Source organism: Cobetia sp. PDI-12MA (assembly GCF_059507695.1).
The window spans coordinates 2444489-2463440 of record NZ_CM183351.1 but is presented as its reverse complement, the minus strand read 5'-3'; the positions used below and the strand labels follow the sequence as shown (position 1 = coordinate 2463440).

Annotated in this window: 15 protein-coding genes; 2 read left to right on the top strand and 13 right to left on the bottom strand. The window is 63.2% G+C overall.

The genetic code is table 11. The features are described from left to right. Nucleotides 1-9: 9 nt before the first annotated feature. The 10 genes from AC5WNI_RS10530 to AC5WNI_RS10485 all read right to left on the bottom strand — a co-directional run bounded on the left by AC5WNI_RS10530 (nucleotide 10) and on the right by AC5WNI_RS10485 (nucleotide 11495). The gene (locus AC5WNI_RS10530) at nucleotides 10-1593 is read right to left on the bottom strand and encodes an aldehyde dehydrogenase (NADP(+)) (protein ID WP_131432341.1); all 1584 of its coding nucleotides are present in this window, start codon (nucleotides 1591-1593) and stop codon (nucleotides 10-12) included. A 42-nt stretch (nucleotides 1594-1635) separates the two neighbouring features. Further along, entirely contained in the window at nucleotides 1636-2697 is a 1062-nt protein-coding gene (locus AC5WNI_RS10525; RefSeq protein WP_495928425.1) for an amidohydrolase family protein, read from the bottom strand. A gap of 73 nt (nucleotides 2698-2770) precedes the next feature. Beyond that, nucleotides 2771-4051, bottom strand: a complete 1281-nt coding sequence (locus AC5WNI_RS10520; RefSeq protein ID WP_495928424.1) for a TRAP transporter large permease subunit — start codon at nucleotides 4049-4051, stop codon at nucleotides 2771-2773. Next, complete coding sequence (locus AC5WNI_RS10515) at nucleotides 4048-4716, bottom strand: TRAP transporter small permease (protein WP_495928423.1); 669 nt, start codon at nucleotides 4714-4716, stop codon at nucleotides 4048-4050. Before AC5WNI_RS10515 ends, AC5WNI_RS10520 begins: the two co-directional genes overlap by 4 nt. Nucleotides 4717-4874: 158 nt before the next feature. After that, nucleotides 4875-5918: a TRAP transporter substrate-binding protein gene (locus tag AC5WNI_RS10510; RefSeq protein ID WP_495928422.1), complete on the bottom strand. Its 1044-nt coding sequence runs from the start codon at nucleotides 5916-5918 to the stop codon at nucleotides 4875-4877. Nucleotides 5919-5986: 68 nt separating this feature from the next. Then, complete coding sequence (locus tag AC5WNI_RS10505; RefSeq protein ID WP_495928421.1) at nucleotides 5987-7021, bottom strand: amidohydrolase family protein; 1035 nt, start codon at nucleotides 7019-7021, stop codon at nucleotides 5987-5989. Between the two features lie 38 nt (nucleotides 7022-7059). After that, nucleotides 7060-8058 carry a TRAP transporter substrate-binding protein gene (locus AC5WNI_RS10500; protein ID WP_495928420.1) on the bottom strand — a complete coding sequence of 333 codons (999 nt, stop codon included), beginning with the start codon at nucleotides 8056-8058 and terminating at the stop codon, nucleotides 7060-7062. Nucleotides 8059-8209: 151 nt separating this feature from the next. Then, complete coding sequence (gene araD1, locus AC5WNI_RS10495) at nucleotides 8210-9223, bottom strand: AraD1 family protein (RefSeq protein WP_495928419.1); 1014 nt, start codon at nucleotides 9221-9223, stop codon at nucleotides 8210-8212. Nucleotides 9224-9233: 10 nt separating this feature from the next. Next, on the bottom strand, nucleotides 9234-10406 hold the full coding sequence (locus AC5WNI_RS10490; RefSeq protein ID WP_024952543.1) for an L-rhamnonate dehydratase: 1173 nt from the start codon (nucleotides 10404-10406) through the stop codon (nucleotides 9234-9236). A gap of 60 nt (nucleotides 10407-10466) precedes the next feature. Further along, a complete protein-coding gene (locus AC5WNI_RS10485) occupies nucleotides 10467-11495 on the bottom strand; it encodes a 4-hydroxythreonine-4-phosphate dehydrogenase PdxA (RefSeq protein ID WP_495928418.1) in 1029 nt (342 codons plus the stop codon). Between the two features lie 224 nt (nucleotides 11496-11719). Here AC5WNI_RS10485 and AC5WNI_RS10480 point away from each other — a divergent pair, with 224 nt between their 5' ends. After that, a complete protein-coding gene (locus AC5WNI_RS10480; RefSeq protein ID WP_495928417.1) occupies nucleotides 11720-12448 on the top strand; it encodes a FadR/GntR family transcriptional regulator in 729 nt (242 codons plus the stop codon). On the opposite strand, the gene AC5WNI_RS10475 is transcribed toward AC5WNI_RS10480, so the two are convergent. Next, complete coding sequence (locus AC5WNI_RS10475; RefSeq protein WP_495928416.1) at nucleotides 12449-13573, bottom strand: NAD(P)H-dependent flavin oxidoreductase; 1125 nt, start codon at nucleotides 13571-13573, stop codon at nucleotides 12449-12451. 193 nt (nucleotides 13574-13766) lie between these two features. On the opposite strand from AC5WNI_RS10475, the gene AC5WNI_RS10470 reads away from it, so the two are divergent. After that, nucleotides 13767-15497 carry a thiamine pyrophosphate-dependent enzyme gene (locus AC5WNI_RS10470; RefSeq protein ID WP_348473502.1) on the top strand — a complete coding sequence of 577 codons (1731 nt, stop codon included), beginning with the start codon at nucleotides 13767-13769 and terminating at the stop codon, nucleotides 15495-15497. Nucleotides 15498-15683: 186 nt separating this feature from the next. On the opposite strand, the gene AC5WNI_RS10465 is transcribed toward AC5WNI_RS10470, so the two are convergent. Together AC5WNI_RS10465 and AC5WNI_RS10460 are read right to left on the bottom strand one after the other, a co-directional pair. After that, nucleotides 15684-17912 carry a YjbH domain-containing protein gene (locus AC5WNI_RS10465; protein ID WP_495928415.1) on the bottom strand — a complete coding sequence of 743 codons (2229 nt, stop codon included), beginning with the start codon at nucleotides 17910-17912 and terminating at the stop codon, nucleotides 15684-15686. 65 nt (nucleotides 17913-17977) lie between these two features. Beyond that, the gene (locus AC5WNI_RS10460; RefSeq protein WP_348473504.1) at nucleotides 17978-18934 is read right to left on the bottom strand and encodes a hypothetical protein; all 957 of its coding nucleotides are present in this window, start codon (nucleotides 18932-18934) and stop codon (nucleotides 17978-17980) included. Between the last annotated feature and the right edge of the window lie 18 nt (nucleotides 18935-18952).

Genomic DNA, 18952 nt, shown 5'->3' with positions numbered 1-18952 from the left:
CGTTGTACTTCATTGACCTTCCCGTACCCCATCCACCAGTCGATTGATGTCGGAGGGCGCGTCGTGCTTGAGTTCCGGTGGCAGCAGGGCATCCGGTAGGTCCTGATAGCAGACCGGGCGCAGGAAGCGGTGAATCGCGGCGGTGCCGACTGAGGTGGTGCGACTGTCGGAGGTGGCGGGCCAGGGGCCACCGTGGACCATGGCATCGCAGACTTCGACCCCTGTCGGCCAGCCATTGACGAGGATGCGCCCGGCGCGACGCTCCAGCACTGGCAGCAGCTGACGTGCGGCATCGTGATCGGCCTCATCCAGGTGCAGAGTGGCGGTCAGCTGGCCTTCCAGCGCGCTGCAGACCTGCTTGAGCTGAGCGAGATCATCGCATTCGATGATCAACGAGCTGGAGCCGAAGACTTCCGCCTGCATAGCTTCATTGACCAGGAAGTCACTCGCCTGGGTGCTGAACAGCTGGGTCTGACAGGGGCTGGCGATGGGAGAGTCGCTTTCGCCACTGGCCAGGCAGGTGATGCCGGGCTGTGAGGACAGGCTCGCCACGCCTTCGGCATAGGCCTTGTGGATGCCCGGCGTCAGCATGGTCTGCACCGGACTTGCCTTGATGGCGGGGATGGCAGCTTGCTTGAAGCGCTCCAGTGCTTCGCCCTTGACGGCCAGCACCAGCCCCGGGTTGGTGCAGAACTGACCGGCGCCCATGTTGAGCGAGCCGACGAATGCGCCACCCAGCGCTTCGCCGCGGGCTTCCAGTGCGGCCGGCATCAGGATGACCGGGTTGATGCTGCTCATCTCGGCATAGACCGGAATCGGCTGTGGGCGAGCCTGAGCGAGGGCCAGCAGAGCGGTGCCCCCGCTGCGCGAGCCGGTAAAGCCGACCGCCTGGATCTCGGGATGCTTGACCAGTGCCTGGCCGACCTCATTGCCCGGGCCAAATAGTAGTGAGAAGACACCTTCCGGCATGTCGCAACGCTTGGCGGCGCGCGCCACGGCCTGACCGACCAGTTCCGAGGTGCCCGGGTGGGCCGAGTGTCCCTTGACCACCACCGGGCAGCCCGCGGCCAGCGCTGAAGCGGTATCGCCACCGGCCACCGAGAAGGCCAACGGGAAGTTGCTGGCCCCGAAGACGGCCACCGGGCCCAGCGGGATCTGACGTTGGCGCAGGTCGGCACGCGGCAGGGGCGCACGTTCCGGCAGCGCAGGATCGACGCGCACATCCTGCCACTCACCGCGGCGCAGTACCTTGGCGAACAGCTTGAGCTGCCCGCAGGTGCGGCCGCGTTCACCGTTTAGGCGTGCCTCGGGCAGGCCGGTTTCCTGCAGGGCGCGCTGGGTCAGGGTGTCGCCCAGTGCATCGATTTCCTCGGCGATGGTCTCGAGGAAGACGGCTCTCGCGTCGGGCGACGTGGCGCGATAGGCATCGAAGGCCTGACTGGCCAGCTGGCAGGCCTCTTCCACCGTACTCGCGTTGGCGCCCGGATAGGCGGGCTCCAGACGCCCACCCGTGGCCGGATTGATGGCGTGGATCGCCTCGCCCTGAGCAGCGCAGCTGCGTTGTCCGATAAGCTGATGACCGTTGAGTGACATCGTGTCTTCTCCTTGATAAGTGAAGCCCTGAGGCAGGTTGAGTCAGGCCGTGGGTGTCGTGTGGGTTGCAGTAGAGGACGTGATAGAAGGTGTAGTAGCGGTGGAGCTGGGGACAGCGGCAGCGGCCGTAGGCGATGCGATAGCGGCAATCGGTAGCCGATACCAATGAATGGCATTGTCGTGCAGTACCTTGTCGAGCGTGAGCTGGCGCAGCTCGGCGCTCGCCGTTTGTTCAATGGCGCCGGTCACCAGTGATAGCCAGTCGCCATAGCTGGCCTTGAGGCCGGAGACCGGGAAGTTGCTGGCGAACAGGCAGCGCTGGGCGCCGAAGATATCCAGCACTTCACACAGCAGCTCGCGATTGGCACCGGCATCCCAGGCATGCCAGGGCGTGCCCAATTCCGACAGCTTCACGGCGACATTCGGGTTGTCGGCAAGCGCCCGCATGCCTGCGCGCCATTGAGTAAGGCCTTGTGGCGTGCGATCCCACGGCAGCCCACTGTGGTTGAGGATGACGCGCAAGCCGGGGAAGTCCTCAAGCGTCGCGGCCGCCTCTTCAAGATGCCAGGCGGGCACGCGCAGGTCCCAGCTCAGGTCACGCTCCTTGAGCAGCGCCAGTCCCTCGCACCAGCGCGGGTCCTGCAGACTGCCGCTGGTGCCCGCCACCGACTGGCGGGTCTGGGGCGTGGCGGCGGTGACCGGCTTGGCGCGCACGCCACGAAACAGCGGCGATTCGCGCTGGGCGTCCAGCTGAGCGGCGCACTCGTCAGTGCCGAAGGCGGCCCAGCCGACATGCGCGCTCGGTAGTGCATGAGTGGCCTGCTGTTGGGTGATCCAGCGCGTCTCTACCAGTGCCTGCGAGCGTGCAGCCTCGGCTTCACAGTGCACACTGCCCACCAGCCGGAAGCCCTCAGGCACCAGTCGCTTCAAGTCCGCGGCCACAAAGGGCCGGCGGATCGCGGCGTAATCGCCGAGAAAGAAGTTCTCCACCGGCGACTCTTCCAACCAGGGGTACGCCACCTGGCCATCCAGTGCCCAGAAGTGATGGTGCGCATCGATCAAGGATCGCGCGCGAATATTGCTTTTGATCGAAGGCGAGGTCATCTGCATCTCCATACAGGCATGATTGAGCGCAGGGTTGCCCTATGTAGCGCCCACCTCATCATCGTCAAAGTCATCATGAGGTCATCCAGTAAAGCGGCGCGGTGATGATCTGTGGGAAGGCGATGAACAGCAGCAGAATCACCACATAGGCGAGGGCGAAGGGCGCGACGCCACTGACCGCCTTCTCGAACTTGAGATTGCCGACGCTGGTGATCACGTTGAGCACGTTGCCGACCGGCGGGGTGATCAGGCCGATGGCGCAGTTGAGAACGAACATGATCCCGAAGTAGACCGGGTCGATGCCGGCCAGCTTGACGATGGGCATCAGGATCGGGGTGAGCACCAGAATGGTCGGCGTCAGGTCCATCACCATGCCGACCACCAGCACGATGCCCATGATGGCGAGCATCAGGATGCGCGGGTCATCGGCGAGCGGCTGCAGCAGGCCGGCCACCATCAGCGGCAGTTGGGCGATGCTGATCAGCCAGGAGGCGACCATCGCCGCAGCGACCAGGAACATCACGATGGCGGTGCTGCGGGCGGCCTGGGCGAGCACGGCGTAGAGCTGGCTGAGGTCGAGTTCGCGGTAGACCACGGTGGCGACGAAGATGGCGTAGACCGCCGCGACCACACCGGCCTCGGTCGGGGTGAAGATGCCGCTCTTGATGCCGCCGATGATGATGACCGGCAGCATGATGGCCCAGAAGCTGTCCTTGAGGGCCTTGAGGCGTTCACGCCCGCTGGCCTTCTTCGTGACCACCAGATCTTCCTTGCGCGTCATGAACAGCCACATCACCACCAGGGTCACACCCATGATCAGCCCAGGCACGATGCCGGCGAGGAACAGCTTGCCGATGGAGATGCCACCGGCGACCCCGATGATGATCAGCGGAATGGAGGGCGGAATGATCGGCGCGATGATGCCACCGGCGGCCATCAGGCCGGAGGAGCGACCCAGCGGGTAGCCGGCCTTGCGCATCATCGGCAGCAGCATGCTGGCCAGCGCCGCGGTATCGGCGACGGCGGAACCGGACAGACTGGCCATGACGATGGCGGCGAAGATGGCGACGAAGCCGAGCCCGCCCTTGCGATGGCCCACCAGTGACATCGCCAGCGTGACGATGCGCTGGGAAAGTCCGCCGCGCGACATCACTTCGCCGGCGGTGAGGAAGAAGGGAATGGCCAGCAGGGTGTAGCTGTCGGCGCCATTGACCAGGTTCTGGGCTAGGATTTGCGAGTTGAACAGATCCAGATGCAGCATCAGCACGATGGCGCTGACCAGCAGGGCGAAGGCGATGGGGAGGCTCAGGCCGATGGCGGCCAGCAGGGAGCCGAGGAAGAGCCCGATGGTCATGGCGTATCTCCTTGCGAATCAGAGGCGTGGCTCGGCGCGACGCGCGGCGTGACAGCATGCAGTGCCAGCGGCGTCAGCAGACGCCAGAGCAGAATCAGGGACATCAGCACGCCTGCCATCAGGCCGGCGAGATAGAAGACGCCGACCGGAATGCCGCTGATGGGAGAGAGGTTGCTCCAGTTGAGCACCGTCTGGGCATAGCTGCCCTTGAGCAGCATCAAACAGCAGCCGAGCATCGCCAGGGTCACCAGCCGATCAAGCCCGGCGCGTATGGCCGCTGGCAGCTTGTCGGCGAAGGTATTGACGCTCAGGTGCTCCTGACGGATCAGCGCCGTGACCGCGCCCATGAAGGTGACCCACACGAACAGGAAGCGGGACAGCTCGACACTGATCGAGATGCCGCTGTTGAAGCCGTAGCGCAGCACCACATTGACGAATACCAGTACGATCATCGCCACCAGCGCCAGCACCATCAGCAGTGTCAGGGTCTTCTCGAGTCCCTTGAACAGCGCCGTGATGCCAACGGCAATGCTTGAGGGGGCGGCCGTGTCCTGCGGAGCTGTCTTTTCCTGCTCGGCGCCAGTGGCCTTGCGGGACTCGGCGTGCGTGGCAGAGGGCGGTTTGATCGACATGGATAACGGCATCTCTTGGGTCAGTTTGTTCATGGTGTCATCCCCGAAGGAGGCATCTCGATGACGGTGCGGCAGCGCTGTCATTGCGCCCCTCTGGTTGCAGCGAAAAGGGCGCTGCCGCGTGTCGGTGGCTGGGACTGATGTCAGGGACCGATGACACAGGCGCTGATGACCGGCGCTGATGAAAGTGTTCAGCGCGCGTCGGCCAGGGCAGTCTGGAACTGCGTCACCACGTCTGCGTCAAGCGCCTGGGTGTGCTGCTCGATCACCGGTGCCAGGGCCTCACGCATGCGTTGGCGCTCACTGTCCGCGACCACGTTGACGGCCATCTTCTTCTCAAGGGCACTCAGCAGCTCCTCGTTCAGGGCGCGGCTCTGTTCGCGCTGATAGAGCGTGGCTTCACGGGCGGCCTCGTGGACCAGCTGGCGCTGCGCCTCATCGAGTGACTGCATGAAGCCTGCCGAGGCGACCAGCACCAGGGCGTCATAGGCATGCGCGGTGCGCGAGAGGTACTTCTGGACCTCGAAGAAGCGCTTGGTGTCGATCACGGTGTAGGGGTTTTCCTGGCCATCCACCGTGCGGGTCTCCATGGCGGTAAACAGCTCATTGACCGACATGGGCACGGCGTTGGCACCCAGCCCATTGAAGAGGTCGATGTAGAGCGCGTTCTGCATGGTGCGAATCTTGAGGCCCTCGATGTCCTCGAGCGTCTCGATGGGGCGGCGGCTGTTGGTCATGTGACGGAAGCCGTTTTCCCAGTACTCGAGTGCCACCAGCTGCTTGTCATCGAGGCTTGCGAGCAGGGCTCGGCCGGCCTCGCCATCCAGCACCGCGTCCGCATGTGCACTGTCATCGAACTGGAAGGGCAGGCTGACGATGTTGAAGTCAGGATTGAGGCTGCTGAGGGTCGCGGTGGACGGTACGGTGAAATCCAGAGTCCCGGACTGCAGCATCGAGGTCATGTTGACGTCGTTGCCCAGAATGCCGTTGGAGAACACCTTGACGGTGATCTCGCCGTCGGATCTTTCCTCGACGAGTTGTGCGAACTTCTTGGCCCCCAGCGTCTGCGGGTGGGCATCCGGCAGGCTGGTGCCCATGCGCGCGGTGATCTCGGCGTGGGCAGTGGTCGCGAAAGTCAGCATCAGTCCCAGCGTGGAGACCGTCTTGAGCAGGGCTTTGTTGGACGGGGATTTGTGGAAAAGAGCTTTGATGGACAGGGCGTGGCGGGTAAGCATGGCGAATTCCTTGCAAGTTGTTGTTATAGAAGCTGTCGTTGTGGCAATCGCTGTCGTGGCGGTCGAGGTCATTCCGGCCCGTCGGTAGCGTTCAAGCGGTAGCGGCGCACGGCGTTGTCGCAGAACAGCTTGAGGCGGTGTTCGGGACTCAAGGAGCGGCTGAGGTCCTTGAAGTCCTGCAGTAGCGTATCGAGCGAGGTCACCAGCCCATCGACCGGGAAGTTGCTGGCGAACATCACGCGGTGGACCCCGAAATGGCGCAGCACGACGGCAAAGACCTCACGGTTGTCTTCCAGCCGCCAGGGTTGACCCGCGATGCCGAGACCCGAGAACTTGATCATCACCTGTGGCCAGGCGGCGACCTTGGCGAGGGCTCGTGACCACTGACGCAGGGTGTCGGGATGGCGATCACCGGGCACGCCAGCGTGATTGATCACCACCGACATCTCGGGGTGGCGGTGCAGTAGTGGCAGCAGTTCCTCGAGGTGCCACCAGGGCACCTGCAACTCGAAGATCAGCCCGCGCCGCGCGACTTCACTGACGCCGTACTGATAACGCGGGCAGCGCAGCGAGCCGGGCATGGCGTGGGTGGCAAGCCTAGGGTCATGACGTTCCAGCGCGGCCGGCTTGTGGCGAATGCCCATGGCCAGGCTGCCCCTGGGGGTACGTGGCTCACACAGCGTTGCGAGTTGCTCGGCGATGTCGTCCTGATCCAGCCAGGCCTGGGCGATCATGGCATTCGGCCAGCCGGTCTCGCGGGCAGTCTCCTCGACCCAGCGCACTTCCTTGAGCGCATCACCCCGCGCCCATTCCGCTTCCATATAGATGCAGCCCATCACGCGATGCGCCTCTCCCGCCGCCCTGAGATGCTCGGCAGGCAGGTAGGGGCGACGAATCGCGGCATAGTCGCCGTAGCGGAAGGGAATCATCGGCTCATCGCACAGCCAGGGGTGGTAATTGCGCGTCGGGTCCCAGACATGCATGTGGGCATCGATGATCGGCAGGTCATCATCCTGCTGCGTGGCCAGATAGCGCTCGCGTTGCTCGCCCAGTTCGGCAAGAGACGCAGGCATCACCGGGGATTGGAGTGAGTCAGAGAGCATGGCGAGCTTCCTTCCAGTGGCGAGTCAGGCGAGCGTGATCAGTGGGCGAGAGCGGCGTCGATGCGTTCCAGCAGTTCGCTGCCGTGCTTGGCGGTGAACTCGGCGCGCACCGGCTCGGCGACCTTGGCTCGCATGCTGGCGGTATCGGGTTCGCGCACGACCTGCATGCCCTGTTCCTCGAGGAAGGCCAGATCGCCCTGTTCATTGTCATGATTGAGCTGGCGCTGATAGCGGGCCGCTTCGCGGGCTTCTTCCTTGATCAGCGTCTGCAGTTCGGGGGCGAGGCTGTCGAACGTCTGCTTGTTCATGATCAAGGGCGCGGCTGTATAGGCATGCGCGGTTAGCGACAGATGGTCCTGCACCGAATACAGGTTGGCGGAGCGAATCAGGCTGACCGGATTCTCCTGGCCATCCACGGTGCGGGTTTCCAACGCGGTATAAAGCTCCGCGAAGGGCATCGGGGTCGGGTTGGCGCCGAGGGCCTGGAAGGCGGCGATATGCGCCGGGTTCGGGGTGGTGCGCAGCGTCAGGCCGCTGATGTCATCGGCGGTTTCTACCGCGCGGCGCGAGTTGGTCAGGTTGCGGAAGCCGATTTCCCAGAAGGCGAGCCCTTCGATCTGCTGAGGCTGCATGGCAGTCAGCAGGTCCTGACCGACCTCGCCGTCCAGTACCTGATAGGCCTGCTCGCGGGTGTCGAACAGGAAGGGCAGGTCCAGCACGTTGAGCTCGCTGACCAGACCACTGAAGTAGGGATTGCCCGAGAGCTCCAGATCGATGGTGCCGCTGCGGACACCGGAAATCATCGCCTGGTCATTGCCCAGCTGGCCGTTGGGGAAGATCTTGACCGTCAATTCTCCCGCGCTGCGCTCAGCGAGACGTTCGGCGAAGCGCTCGGCGGCCAGATGCTGCGAATCGGTGACCGGGTGGGCATGCGCGAAGGTCAGCGAGGTGGCGGCAGTTGCAGTGCCTGTCATCGCCAGGCTGAGCAGGGCGGCGGTCAGGAGGGTGGCGGTGGTGTGGCGGCGTGAGGTTGTCATGGCGAAACCCTTTTCTCGTTATTGTCGTGATGCGTTGGCGGCGTGTTGACGCTGATATTACTGGTACTGCTGCTGCTGGGTTCAGGGCCGTGGGAGGGCGGAAGTCTCAAGACCCTGATCCTTTCTCTACTTCTTGTGTTGATCGGCGGCCCTAAAGCACTGCCATGGCGGATGGCTGCTCCGCTTGGTTGTCGTGGGACTCGAAGGCGACCGGGTTGCGCAGCGCGCGCCCGAAGGCCGGCAGCTCGATCTCGAAGCGGTCTCCTTCCTGCACCTTGATCTGATCGGCGAAGCTCAGAGTGGCGGTGCCGAAGAAGTGCACATGCAGGTCTCCGGGCGCGCGGAACTGGGCGTACTTGAAGTGGTGGTGTTCCAGGTTGGCCAGGCTGTGGGCCATGTTGGCCTCACCGGTCAGGAAGGGCTTCTCCCACAGGGTCTGGCCTTCGCGGGTGATGCGGCTGGTGCCTTCCAGGTGTTGGGGCAGCTCGCCGATCAGCAGCTCAGGCCCGTAGCTGCAGGCGCGCAGTTTGGAGTGGGCCAGCCATAGATAATTGGCGCGCTCGGTGATGTGGTCGGAGAACTCGTTGCCCACGGCGTAGCCGATACGGTGCGGCTGGCCATTGGCATCGTTGAGGTACAGGCCGACCAGTTCGGGCTCCTCGCCGGCATCCTCGGCGAAGGCCGGTACGCTGATCGCGGTTTCCGGCGCGACCACGATGCTGCCGTCACCCTTGTAGAACCATTCCGGCTGCGCGCCGACCTGTCCCGCGGCGGGCTTGCCGCCCTCGAGGCCCATTCGGAACATGCGCATCGAGTCGGTGACGTTGGCGTCATTCTCGCTTTGTGCCTGGGCGGCGGCATGCATGGCATCGCGGGTGTCAGCGCTGCCCAGGTGGGTCAGGCCGGTGCCGGTGATGGTGCAGCGCGCGCGGTCGGGGTGGGTGACCGGCGGCAGCAGTTCGCGGCGATCGATCGCCTGCTTGTAGTCGACCAGGGTGTGCGAGTAGTGCTGTTCGATCAGCGCGCTGAGCCCGATGCCCAGCTCGATGGCGCGGGTGGCCAGCTCATAGGTGCCGCCGGGAAAGTCGAGCAGGCGCAGCTGGTCACGGCTTTCGACCACGGCGACCCGCGGGCCATTGGCGGTGCGAAGTTGGACGAGTCTCATGATGGCTTCCTCACTCGATGATGTTGAACTGATCGAAGTAGTCGCTGTTCAGCTCGAGGCCCAGCCCCGGGGTCTCTTCGTCGAGGTCGATGAAGCCGTTCACCGGCTCCGGGTCACCCTTGAAGATGTAGTAGAAGAGCTCGTTGCCGATCTCGACATCGTGCACCGGGAAGTACTCGCTCATCGGGGAGGCCAGAGAGGCCATGGTCAGGTGGTAGTTGTGCATCTGGCCGGCGTGCGGGATGACCGGCACGCTGAAGGACTCGGCGAGGGCGTTGATCTTGCGCGCGGCGGTGATGCCACCGACCCGGTTGGTGTCGTACTGGATGACGGAGACGGCGCGCTTTTCCAGCAGCTGGCGGAAGCCGTAATGGGTGAATTCGTGCTCGCCACCGGAGATGGGAATGCTGGTCAGCTGATTGAGTTCGGCGTAGCCATCGATGTCATCGGCGATCACCGGCTCTTCCAGCCAGCGCGGCTGGAAGCGTTCCAGCTTCGGCAACATGCGCTTGGCGTAGTCCAGGTTCCAGCCCATGTAGCACTCGAGCATCAGGTCGACATCCTCGCCGATGACCTCACGCACAGCGGCCACGCTATCCAGGTTGGCACGCACACCTTCGACCCCATCACGCGGACCGTAGCCGAAGCGCATCTTCATGGCGGTGAAGCCTTGATCCAGATAGGACTGGGCTTCTTCCTGCATGCCCTTGAGGTCGGTGCGGTAGAGCTTGGAGGCGTAGCAGGGGATCTTCTCCTTGGTGCGCCCGCCCAGCAGCTTGAAGACCGGCTTGCCGACCGCCTTGCCCATGATGTCCCAGATGGCGATATCGACGCCGGAGATGGCGGCCATGCCGATGCCCTTGCGACCCCAGGCGTGGGTGGAGCGGTACATGCGCTGCCACAGGTATTCGTAGTCGAAGGGGTCCTGACCGATGATCAGCGGCGTGAGGTACTGGTCGATGATCGCCTTGGCGATGCGCGGCGCCAGCGCCACGTTGCCCAGCCCGACCAGGCCGTTGTCGGTCTCGATCTCCACCACTGTCCAGCCATGGAAGCGGAAGGTGCCCATCGAGTCGCCCTTGTCCCATAGCTCGTCCATGGCGTTGGAGCAGAAGTGGGCGGTCGGGGGGACGGTGTGGCCTTTCCATTCGAAGACGCGAGTTCTGACGTTGGTGATCTTCATCGAATTATCCTTGTTGTGGATGGCGTTGATCCAGGTTCATGAGCGAGAGGCGCGGCCGCATCAGGCAGAAGCGGTCTCGAGGCGCAGCGCACGCAGGTTGGTGCCCATGCGCTTGGCGATCGCGAAGGCATTGCGGGTCGGGTTGACGTCCGCCTTGCCCTGGCCGGCGATATCGAAGGCGGTGCCGTGGGCCGGCGTGGTGATGGGGATAGGCAGGCCGCCCTGGACGGTGACGCCGGACTTGAAGCCCAGCAGCTTGATCGCGATCTGCCCCTGGTCGTGGTACATGGTCACGATGGCGTCGTACTCGCCATCGCGCGCCTTGATAAATATGGTGTCGGCCGGGAAGGGGCCTTCGACCGGGTAGCCCTGTTCATTGCAGCGCGCGACGGCCGGCGCGATGACGTCGATTTCCTCGCGGCCACAGGTGCCACCTTCGCCACCGTGGGGGTTGAAGGCGGCGACGGCGATGCGCGGGCGCTCGAAGCCGGCCAGTTTCAGCGAGTCATGAATCAGCTGGCTGGCGGCGATGATGCGCTCCTGGGTGACGTACTCGGCGGCGTCCTTGAGCGGGATGTGCGAGGAGATGCGCGAGGTCCATAGCGTCCCCAGGGTGTTGAACTCGCAGAAATAGCCCTCGACTCCCAGTTTCTCCGCGAAGAAGTGCAGCTCGTCCTCATGCCCCAGACCGCCTTTCTTCATCGACAGCTTGTTGAGCGGCGCGAAGCAGATGGCATCGACTTCCTCGTTCTGGGCCGCTTCCAGGCAGCGAGACAGCACCGCGAGGGTCGAGGCGCCACAGGCGGCGCTTTCCTCGGCCAGCGTCACCTCCTGCTGCGCCACGCTTTCCACCAGCATCAATGACAGGCCTTCATGCTGGCGGGCCTCGGCGAAGCTTGCGACGCGCGGCAGCTGGGTGAAGAGACCGGCCTGGCGCTGGCCCTGCTCCCACAGCCACTGATCGCCGACCAGCACGCTGTGGGTCTCGGCGAACTGCTCGGGTTCCGCGACCAGGCGCGCGATCAGCTCCGGGCCGATACCGGCGGGGTCACCAAGGGTGAGGGCAATGACAGGGCGTGTTGCTGACATGTGAATTCCAGCCTTGTGAGAGTTGGCGTTGTTGTTGGTTTCTTCAATCAATTCGCACTTTATGGTCTGCTGGTTGGTTTACCAGACCAGTTGAGATAAAAATTAGCCGAGCCCACGCTGATCGGTCAAGGTTTTCTCGAAAATTGCGACCATGGTCGGTTTGTGGATGCGTGATATGCGGTTGTCGGTTATGCTGGTATGAAATCTATACCAGTGGAGGCTGCATGAAGCAGACGCCTTTCGCCTTCGAGAAAGCGCTGAAGAATCAGACCAAGAAGGAAATTCTCGCCGACAAGCTCATCGAGATGATTCTGACAGGCCTGCTGCGCGATGGAGATGAGCTGCCCAGCGAGCGTGAACTGGCGCAGTTGTTTGAGGTGAGTCGTGAGACGGTGCGCGGTGGGCTGGCGCTGTTGACGGGCTATGGCCTCTTGAATGTCTCGCACGGCAGCAAGTCACGGGTCTGCGCCAGTGAGGCCGTGATCGACAGCTTCCGCAATCATCCTGCGCGTCAGCAGGGGGATGAGCTCAACAACCTGGATATCGAGAGCGTCTTCGAGAGCCGGATCGTGGTGGAATCGGCCATCGCCCGCCGCGCCGCGCGGCATATTGATGAGGTAGGGCTCAAGAAGCTGGACGTCTTGCTGGAAGCCCAGTCACAGCACTTCGACTCGCCGGTGAACTTCCAGCTCTCGGATCAGAACTTCCATCACGTCATCGCCGAATACTCGCGCAACGAGATCCTGATCCGCTATGCCGATGAGCTTTATACCTACGCGCTCAACATTCGCCGCCAGGTCATGGCCGAACACGGCTCGATCAAGCGCAGCTATGAAGAGCATGTGCGTATTGTCGAGGCGCTACGTGCCGGTGACCCGGATGCTGCTGAACGCGCCATGCTCTCGCATATCGATAGCGTGTATTACACGACGAAGGACAAGATGAAGCATTGATCACTTCGCATTGCCAGACTCTTCAATCCATTCCTGCTTCAGTACATCCATCAATTCTTCCGCTGGCATTGCCCTGGCCAGCGGGGCCCCTTGCCCCGCCCATTGCGCCCCGAAACCGGTTTCCCCTTTTGATCTGGCTGCGGCGTTGAGCGCCTTGCCTGCCGCGTAGCTCAGAGGATAGTCCGGTGGGGTGAGGCGTGAAGGTTCCTCCATCAGGCTGGCGAATCGGTTGGCGAGAATGCGCGCGGGACGGCCCGAGACGATCGAGGTCATTCGCGTGTGATGCGCTGCTGACCCGGTGAGTGCGTCTCGATAGGCGTCATCGGCGCTGGATTCCGGGCAGGCGATGAAGACGGTGCCGAGCTGTGCCGCCACGGCGCCACATACGAGAGCAGCGGCAATGCCCGCACCATCCATGATGCCGCCCGCGGCGATGATCGGCAGGTGCGTCTCATGTACCAGCAGCCGTGTCAGTGCGGCAGTACTCAGCTCGGCATCTGCGGCTTGTGGATCGAACATGCCGCGATGTCCCCCGGCTTCAAACCCTTGCGCCACGATGGCGTCCAGACCAGCTCGTTCAATGGCGATGGCTTCCTCAAGGCAGGTCGCCGTTGCGAAGAGCGAGATGCCCGCTGTCTTCAAGGCAGCAATGGCCTGCGAAGAGGGGAGTCCGAAGTGGAAGCTGACAATCGGCGGACGAGTCTCGAGTAACATCGCCAACATGTCAGGATCATCGGCAAAGCTGGTATAGAGCGCATCGAGCTGGGTAGGAGGCTCTGTGTCGAAGGCCTGGAAGTGAGGGGCCAGCCATTTGAGCCATTCCGTTTGACGTTCTGTGTCATGAACGGGGGCCTGATGCACGAAGACATTGATGTTGAAGGGCTTGTCGGTCAGTGACTGCAACTCTTGGATCATGCGGCGTGCGCCTGCTGCATCAGTGGCTCCTGCTCCCAGCGAGCCCAGTCCACCGGCATTGCAGACAGCGGCCGCCAACTGTGGAGTCGAGACCCCGGCCATCGGGGCCTGGATGATCGGCAGCTCGACACCCAGCAGCTCGCCCATGGACGTGCGTTTGCTGTCGGGATTGAGGCTGATTGAGCCACTGCTTCCCGCTGCTTGCTGCATGGTGTTCTCCTCAAGCCTCTAGGGTGTATGGCCTCATCGTACGCTTGACGCAACGCGGTGTGCCAACGTGAGTTTCGTGGCTGGCCATTGTTTTCCGCGTCTCGATCCCAAAGTCTTGTTCACTGTTTATTCGAATGAGTGAATGCATTGCTCATCCTGACCCGAAAGTTCACCGGAAAAGGAAAGCACCTCCATGGCACTAACCACATCTTCGTCAGCGTCCGTCTCCGAGATCATCGTCGATTCACTGCTTGAGGCAGGCGCCAAGCGTTGCTACGGCATCGTGGGTGACACCATCAACCACTTCACCGACGCCATTCGGCGCTCCGAGATGGAGTGGGTGCATGTGCGGCACGAGGAGGTGGCCGGTTTCGCGGCAGGGGGCGAGTCCTTCATCAGTGGCGAGCTTTCCTGCTGCGCCGGTACCTGCGGGCCGGGCAGCACACACTTTCTGAATGGCCTGATCGAATCACACCGCAACGGCGCGCCTGTGGTGTTCATTGCCTCGCAGATCGATACCAGCGAGATGGGCGTCGGCTTCCCGCAGGATGTGGATCAGAAGGCGCTCTATTCCCAGTACAGCGTGTTCTGCGAGTATCTGACCAACCCCGAGAATGCCCGCCGCATGGTCGCCATCGCGGCGCAGAAGGCGCTGGCGGAAGGCGGGGTCGCGGTGCTGATCGTGCCGGGGGATCTCTTCACTCAGAAGCCCAAGGGCTCGCTGCCGTGGCGTGCCCATCGCTTTACGCCGGTGATTCGTCCCGGCGAGCAGGAGCTGGCCGCCGTGGCCGAGGCGCTGAATGCGCCGGGCAAGGTCTCGATCTATGCCGGTATCGGCTGTCAGCATGCGCAGGAGGAAGTGCTGGCGTTGGCACGGCGGCTCAAGGCGCCAATAGCCTGGACGTCGCGCGCCAAGGACTTCATCGAGCCGAACAATGAACACGAGGTCGGCATGACCGGCGTGTTCGGGCTGCAAGGTGGCTACGAGGCCGTCGCGGAGTGTGACACCTTGCTGCTGCTCGGCTGCAGCTTCGCCTGGACCCAGTTCTATCCGGACAAGGCGACGGTGATTCAGGTCGATCTGGACCCCGGCAAGATCGGTATCCGCCACCCGGTGGATCTCGGGGTCGTCGGTAGCGTCAAGGACACCTGCGCGGCGCTGCTGACCCGTGTGGACCCGCGTGATGACAGCGCCTGGCTCGACAGCTGCCGCAAGAAGTATCTCGAGGCGCGTGACGATGCCGCCGTCACCTCCGATGACGAGCGCCTCATCCACCCGCAGGAGCTGACACTGGCGCTGGATCGCCACGCCAGCGAGGACGCCGTGTTCACCGCCGATGGCGGCAGCCCGATGGTATGGTGCCTGCGCCACATTCGGGCCAACGGCAAGCGCCGCACGCTGCCGAGCCTGATGCACGGCACCATGGCCAACGCCTACCCTCAGGCCATCGGCATCCAGAAGGCCTACCCGCAGCGTCAGGTAATCGCCATGTGTGGCGATGGCGGCCTTGCCATGCTGATGGGGGACCTGCTGACCCTCAAGCAGGAGAAGACCCCGCTCAAGATCGTCATCTTCAATAACAGCACGCTGGGCTTCGTCGAGCTTGAGCAGAAGGTCGAGGGCATCCTGGATACCTACACCGAGCTCGAGAACCCTGACTTCTCGCTGCTGGCACAATCCATGGGGCTGTGGGGGCGTCGCGTCGAGGAGAAGCACGAGCTGGATGAGGCGGTGCAGAGCCTGCTGGCCCAGGCCGGCCCCGGGGTGCTCGAGGTCAAGGTCAACCGCATGGAGCTGGTGATGCCGCCGCATGTGGAAGCCGGCCAGGTCGCCTCCACCGCGCTCTACTCCGCCAAGGCGGTGCTCAATGGCCGCATGGATGACGTGGTTGACCTGGTGCGTAACAACTTCACCAAGCGCTGAACAAATGACATGAGGCGGTAAGCTGCTCAGTTGTCTCTGCGTAGCAGAAACGAAAGAAGGCCCCGATCCTGTGGATCGGGGCCTTCTTGTGGGTGCGGCTATTGCCCTATGACTCAGGTCAGCTCATTACGTAGCTCAGCTCATTACCTAGACCGCCTCGCGGCAAAGAACAGCTAATGGCGTCGTTCACTTCCAGACCTGGGCAGCGAAGCCGCGCCAGTAGTCATCCATGTCGCGATAGCTGGTCATGTCATACAGGCTGAACTTGCGGCTGAGACGTGCGCCACCATCACGGGTCAGCGGATTCCAGGCCAGGCCGACATTATCACGGCTGGAATGCATGAAGAACGCATCCAGCGGCAGCACGATGTAGAGACCCTTGTCGAAGCTACCCTCGCCGAAGTCGTCGCCGGCATCGGTGAAGGTGGCCCAGGCGCCCATGCGTGCGCCATTGGCGAAGCCGCGTGAGAGATCCAGCGTCATGCCTACATCTTCTGCCAGATAGCGGCCGAAGCTGGCCTTGGCCAACACGTCTTCATAGCCGGTATCCCAGTAGATGCTGGCATGGCCAGTGGTGGTCGAGTAATCACGTAGGCCGAACTGTTGATCGAACTCGCGCTGCTTGACCCAGTTTACATCGACCCCGTAGGCCAGTGGCGAGCCCAGCGGGCGATAGAGCACCTCCGCGCCCACACCGGCATACATCATTTCCAGAATGCCGCCATAGGCCATACCGTACCAGTCACGCCCGAACTGGTGTGTGCGGGTGTACTGCAGGTTATTGATGCCGACGTCGGTCTCTTCGATATAGCGACCGATATAGGAGCGAACCCTGGGCAGCTTGGAGTCCGAGATGTAATCGAACTTGTCGAAGTTGTCGAACAGGGTCAGCTGCGCCGAACCGGAGAGCCAGCCGTGACGATCGGTCCGCCATGAGGCGGAGCCGCGCAGATAGGCCTGATACAGGTAGCCATCCGGGCCGCCGATATTCTGGTTGAGGCCAGGCGAGAAGCCGGCGCTCCAGCGATCATCAGGATTCTCGAGCAGCACCTTTTCACCGCTGTAGCGGGCCGCCCCTTCGCCATGCTCATCGGTCGGCTCGGTGGCCGCCAACGCATAGACGCTGTGGGTATAGCGCAGCTGCTGGCGCGCATCGTGTCCGGCGCTGACGACATCGGCGCGGGAATGGACATCTTCGCGCGTATCCAGACCGCCAGAACGCAGGCGGTAATGGAAGCTCTCGAAATCGTCATCCAGCCGGTTGTGCAGCACGCGGTTGGCACGCCCTTCGGCCTGAGCGGTGGAGCGGAAACGCGTGCTCTCGCCACTGACGATCAGCGCCGTTCCCTCGCGCGAGAGGCTATCGACACGAATGCCCGATTGCGCCTGAATCTCCCGGGAGAGCTCTGGCCAGCTGACCTGGTTGCGCGTGGGGGCCTCGGCAATCAAGCGCTCCGGCGGGCTATCCAGCTTGGCCTGCGAGAGCCCGGCGAGATCCACCCCGAAGTTGACGCCGAACATCGCGGTATTGCCACGCTCCCAGCCGGCCTTGACGGTCAGGTTGTCGGTCACGCTCAGGCGGGCACCCAGGTTGATCGGGCTGTCCTGCTCTTGATCGTTGTCCTGCGGTTCGCTCTGATAGTCATTGCCATCAAGCTCTGCCATCAACACCAGCGGGTCCCACGGTGTCTGCCATTCCACGCCGCCGAAGATGCCGACATCACCCTTGAACAGGCTGTTGAGGGAGAACTCACCGCCCTGATCACCGCCGGTCTCGCCACGCCCGGGGCGGTCGTTGTAGCTGTCACGCACCCAGCCGAGAGGGTTGCTGATATCACCGCGTGAACCGAGATAGCCCCAGCCCAGCCCCAGCGTGAAGTCGAGGTCATACCAGCGCTTGCTGGCGACCAGATACTCACTGCCGAACAGGCTGGTACCACCCATGTCGCGCAGGCCGACCGCGACTTCGGGCAGATAACGGCTCTCTTCCCACAGACGAAACTTGGCGTCGACACCCTTGTCCAGGTAGTTGCGGTCGCCAGCGATGGCTTCGCCGTACAGGCGGTTGGTGACTTCCGTGTAGCGGAAGCCGACCTCCAGCCAATCGAGCGGCTGCAGGCTGACGTTATAGCGCAGGTAGGGCTCCACCTCTGTATAGGAGAAGTGAATGCTGCCCGGTTTCTGCATGCGCGCGGTGGGGGTCTGCATCAGGCCGACGCCACCGAAATCCGATTGCCCATGCCCCAGGCCGCTGAGACGTGTCTCAATCGGCTGCGGACCATCCAGCAGACCGGCGTAGCTCATCGGGGCCAGCAGCACGCCCGCACTGAGCATGGCCAGCTGCCGGATAGCGCGCGTCAAGGGGGTGAGCCGGGCACGCGCCGGTGCCATGGAAGAGAAGTGCGAATGATCCATGCTGTCTGCTGCCATCCTTTGCCTGCCTGAGCACGAGGCGTCCTGCTGTGTCATTGTCACGTCGCTCATGGAGTGTCGCCCTGAGGGAGCGAGCCACTGTCCTTGTCATCGCGGTAATCACTGTCATCACTGTCAGTGTATTGCCGCGCTACCTGCAGGTAGTCGCGCTGCTGCGGCTCTCCCGTGATAGCGTCCACGCTGCGGCACTCCTTGCCCGGCCATTGCAGACTCAACCACTCGGGCAGGCTGCGATTGACCCAGGCGGCGGCCGCCGAGATACGCGGCATGTTGACCACGACACGGTCGCCCGGCGCCAGCGTATAGGGCTGGTCGTTCCAGGCGCTGATGCCGCGGACGATGATTCTGCCGCCCAGCGTGATGACACTGGCGTGTTCCGAGTCCGCCTGCGCGCCCGGTAGGCCGGCGATGGCGTCGTGCAGTGTCAGACCGGGGCGCCAGTCCAGCTGACGCACGCCTACGGCACTCCAGAGTTGAATGCGCGTCTCGGCCTGACATTGACCTATCCAATCACCCGTCGTGAGCGGGATGTCCAGACGCGGAAAACGCCACAGAGCGATGGGATCGATCCGCCCGACCTGACGCCCCTCGACCGGCGTGCGACCGATGATGCGCATCCAGTGCTTGAGCCCTTCAGCCGACAGTCGATCATCAAAGACGGCCTGCGAGCTCAACTGACGCAGCTCGAAGAACAGGCGGCGCCCCAGCTCACGTGTCCTGTCGCGTGTCTGCTGGGTCGCCACGAACGCATGCGGCCACTCGATACCATTGGCATCTGTCAGCACGCCGAGCTGGCGCGATAGCGCCTCACTGATGGTCAGTGTCTGTGCGCTGGCATCCTTGTCTTGGGATGGGCCTGACGATGCTGCCGGAGTCTCGCTGGCCAGCGCTGCGCCAGGTAGCAAAAGTGCACCGCAAGCAGAGGCGAGCATCGCTACGCCAAGGGCGGCCTTCAGACGTTCATGCAGATAGCTTTTCACGACACCTCGACGGGCAAGAGACACGACACCTCGATGGACAGA

Excerpts from the sequence above, each read along its gene's own strand:
- AC5WNI_RS10530 (WP_131432341.1), bottom strand. The coding sequence starts at position 1,593 with ATGTCACTCAACGGTCATCAGCTTATCGGACAACGCAGCTGCGCTGCT.
- AC5WNI_RS10525 (WP_495928425.1), bottom strand. The coding sequence starts at position 2,697 with ATGACCTCGCCTTCGATCAAAAGCAATATTCGCGCGCGATCCTTGATC.
- AC5WNI_RS10520 (WP_495928424.1), bottom strand. The coding sequence starts at position 4,051 with ATGACCATCGGGCTCTTCCTCGGCTCCCTGCTGGCCGCCATCGGCCTG.
- AC5WNI_RS10515 (WP_495928423.1), bottom strand. The coding sequence starts at position 4,716 with ATGAACAAACTGACCCAAGAGATGCCGTTATCCATGTCGATCAAACCG.
- AC5WNI_RS10510 (WP_495928422.1), bottom strand. The coding sequence starts at position 5,918 with ATGCTTACCCGCCACGCCCTGTCCATCAAAGCTCTTTTCCACAAATCC.
- AC5WNI_RS10505 (WP_495928421.1), bottom strand. The coding sequence starts at position 7,021 with ATGCTCTCTGACTCACTCCAATCCCCGGTGATGCCTGCGTCTCTTGCC.
- AC5WNI_RS10500 (WP_495928420.1), bottom strand. The coding sequence starts at position 8,058 with ATGACAACCTCACGCCGCCACACCACCGCCACCCTCCTGACCGCCGCC.
- araD1 (WP_495928419.1), bottom strand. The coding sequence starts at position 9,223 with ATGAGACTCGTCCAACTTCGCACCGCCAATGGCCCGCGGGTCGCCGTG.
- AC5WNI_RS10490 (WP_024952543.1), bottom strand. The coding sequence starts at position 10,406 with ATGAAGATCACCAACGTCAGAACTCGCGTCTTCGAATGGAAAGGCCAC.
- AC5WNI_RS10485 (WP_495928418.1), bottom strand. The coding sequence starts at position 11,495 with ATGTCAGCAACACGCCCTGTCATTGCCCTCACCCTTGGTGACCCCGCC.
- AC5WNI_RS10480 (WP_495928417.1), top strand. The coding sequence starts at position 11,720 with ATGAAGCAGACGCCTTTCGCCTTCGAGAAAGCGCTGAAGAATCAGACC.
- AC5WNI_RS10475 (WP_495928416.1), bottom strand. The coding sequence starts at position 13,573 with ATGCAGCAAGCAGCGGGAAGCAGTGGCTCAATCAGCCTCAATCCCGAC.
- AC5WNI_RS10470 (WP_348473502.1), top strand. The coding sequence starts at position 13,767 with ATGGCACTAACCACATCTTCGTCAGCGTCCGTCTCCGAGATCATCGTC.
- AC5WNI_RS10465 (WP_495928415.1), bottom strand. The coding sequence starts at position 17,912 with ATGGATCATTCGCACTTCTCTTCCATGGCACCGGCGCGTGCCCGGCTC.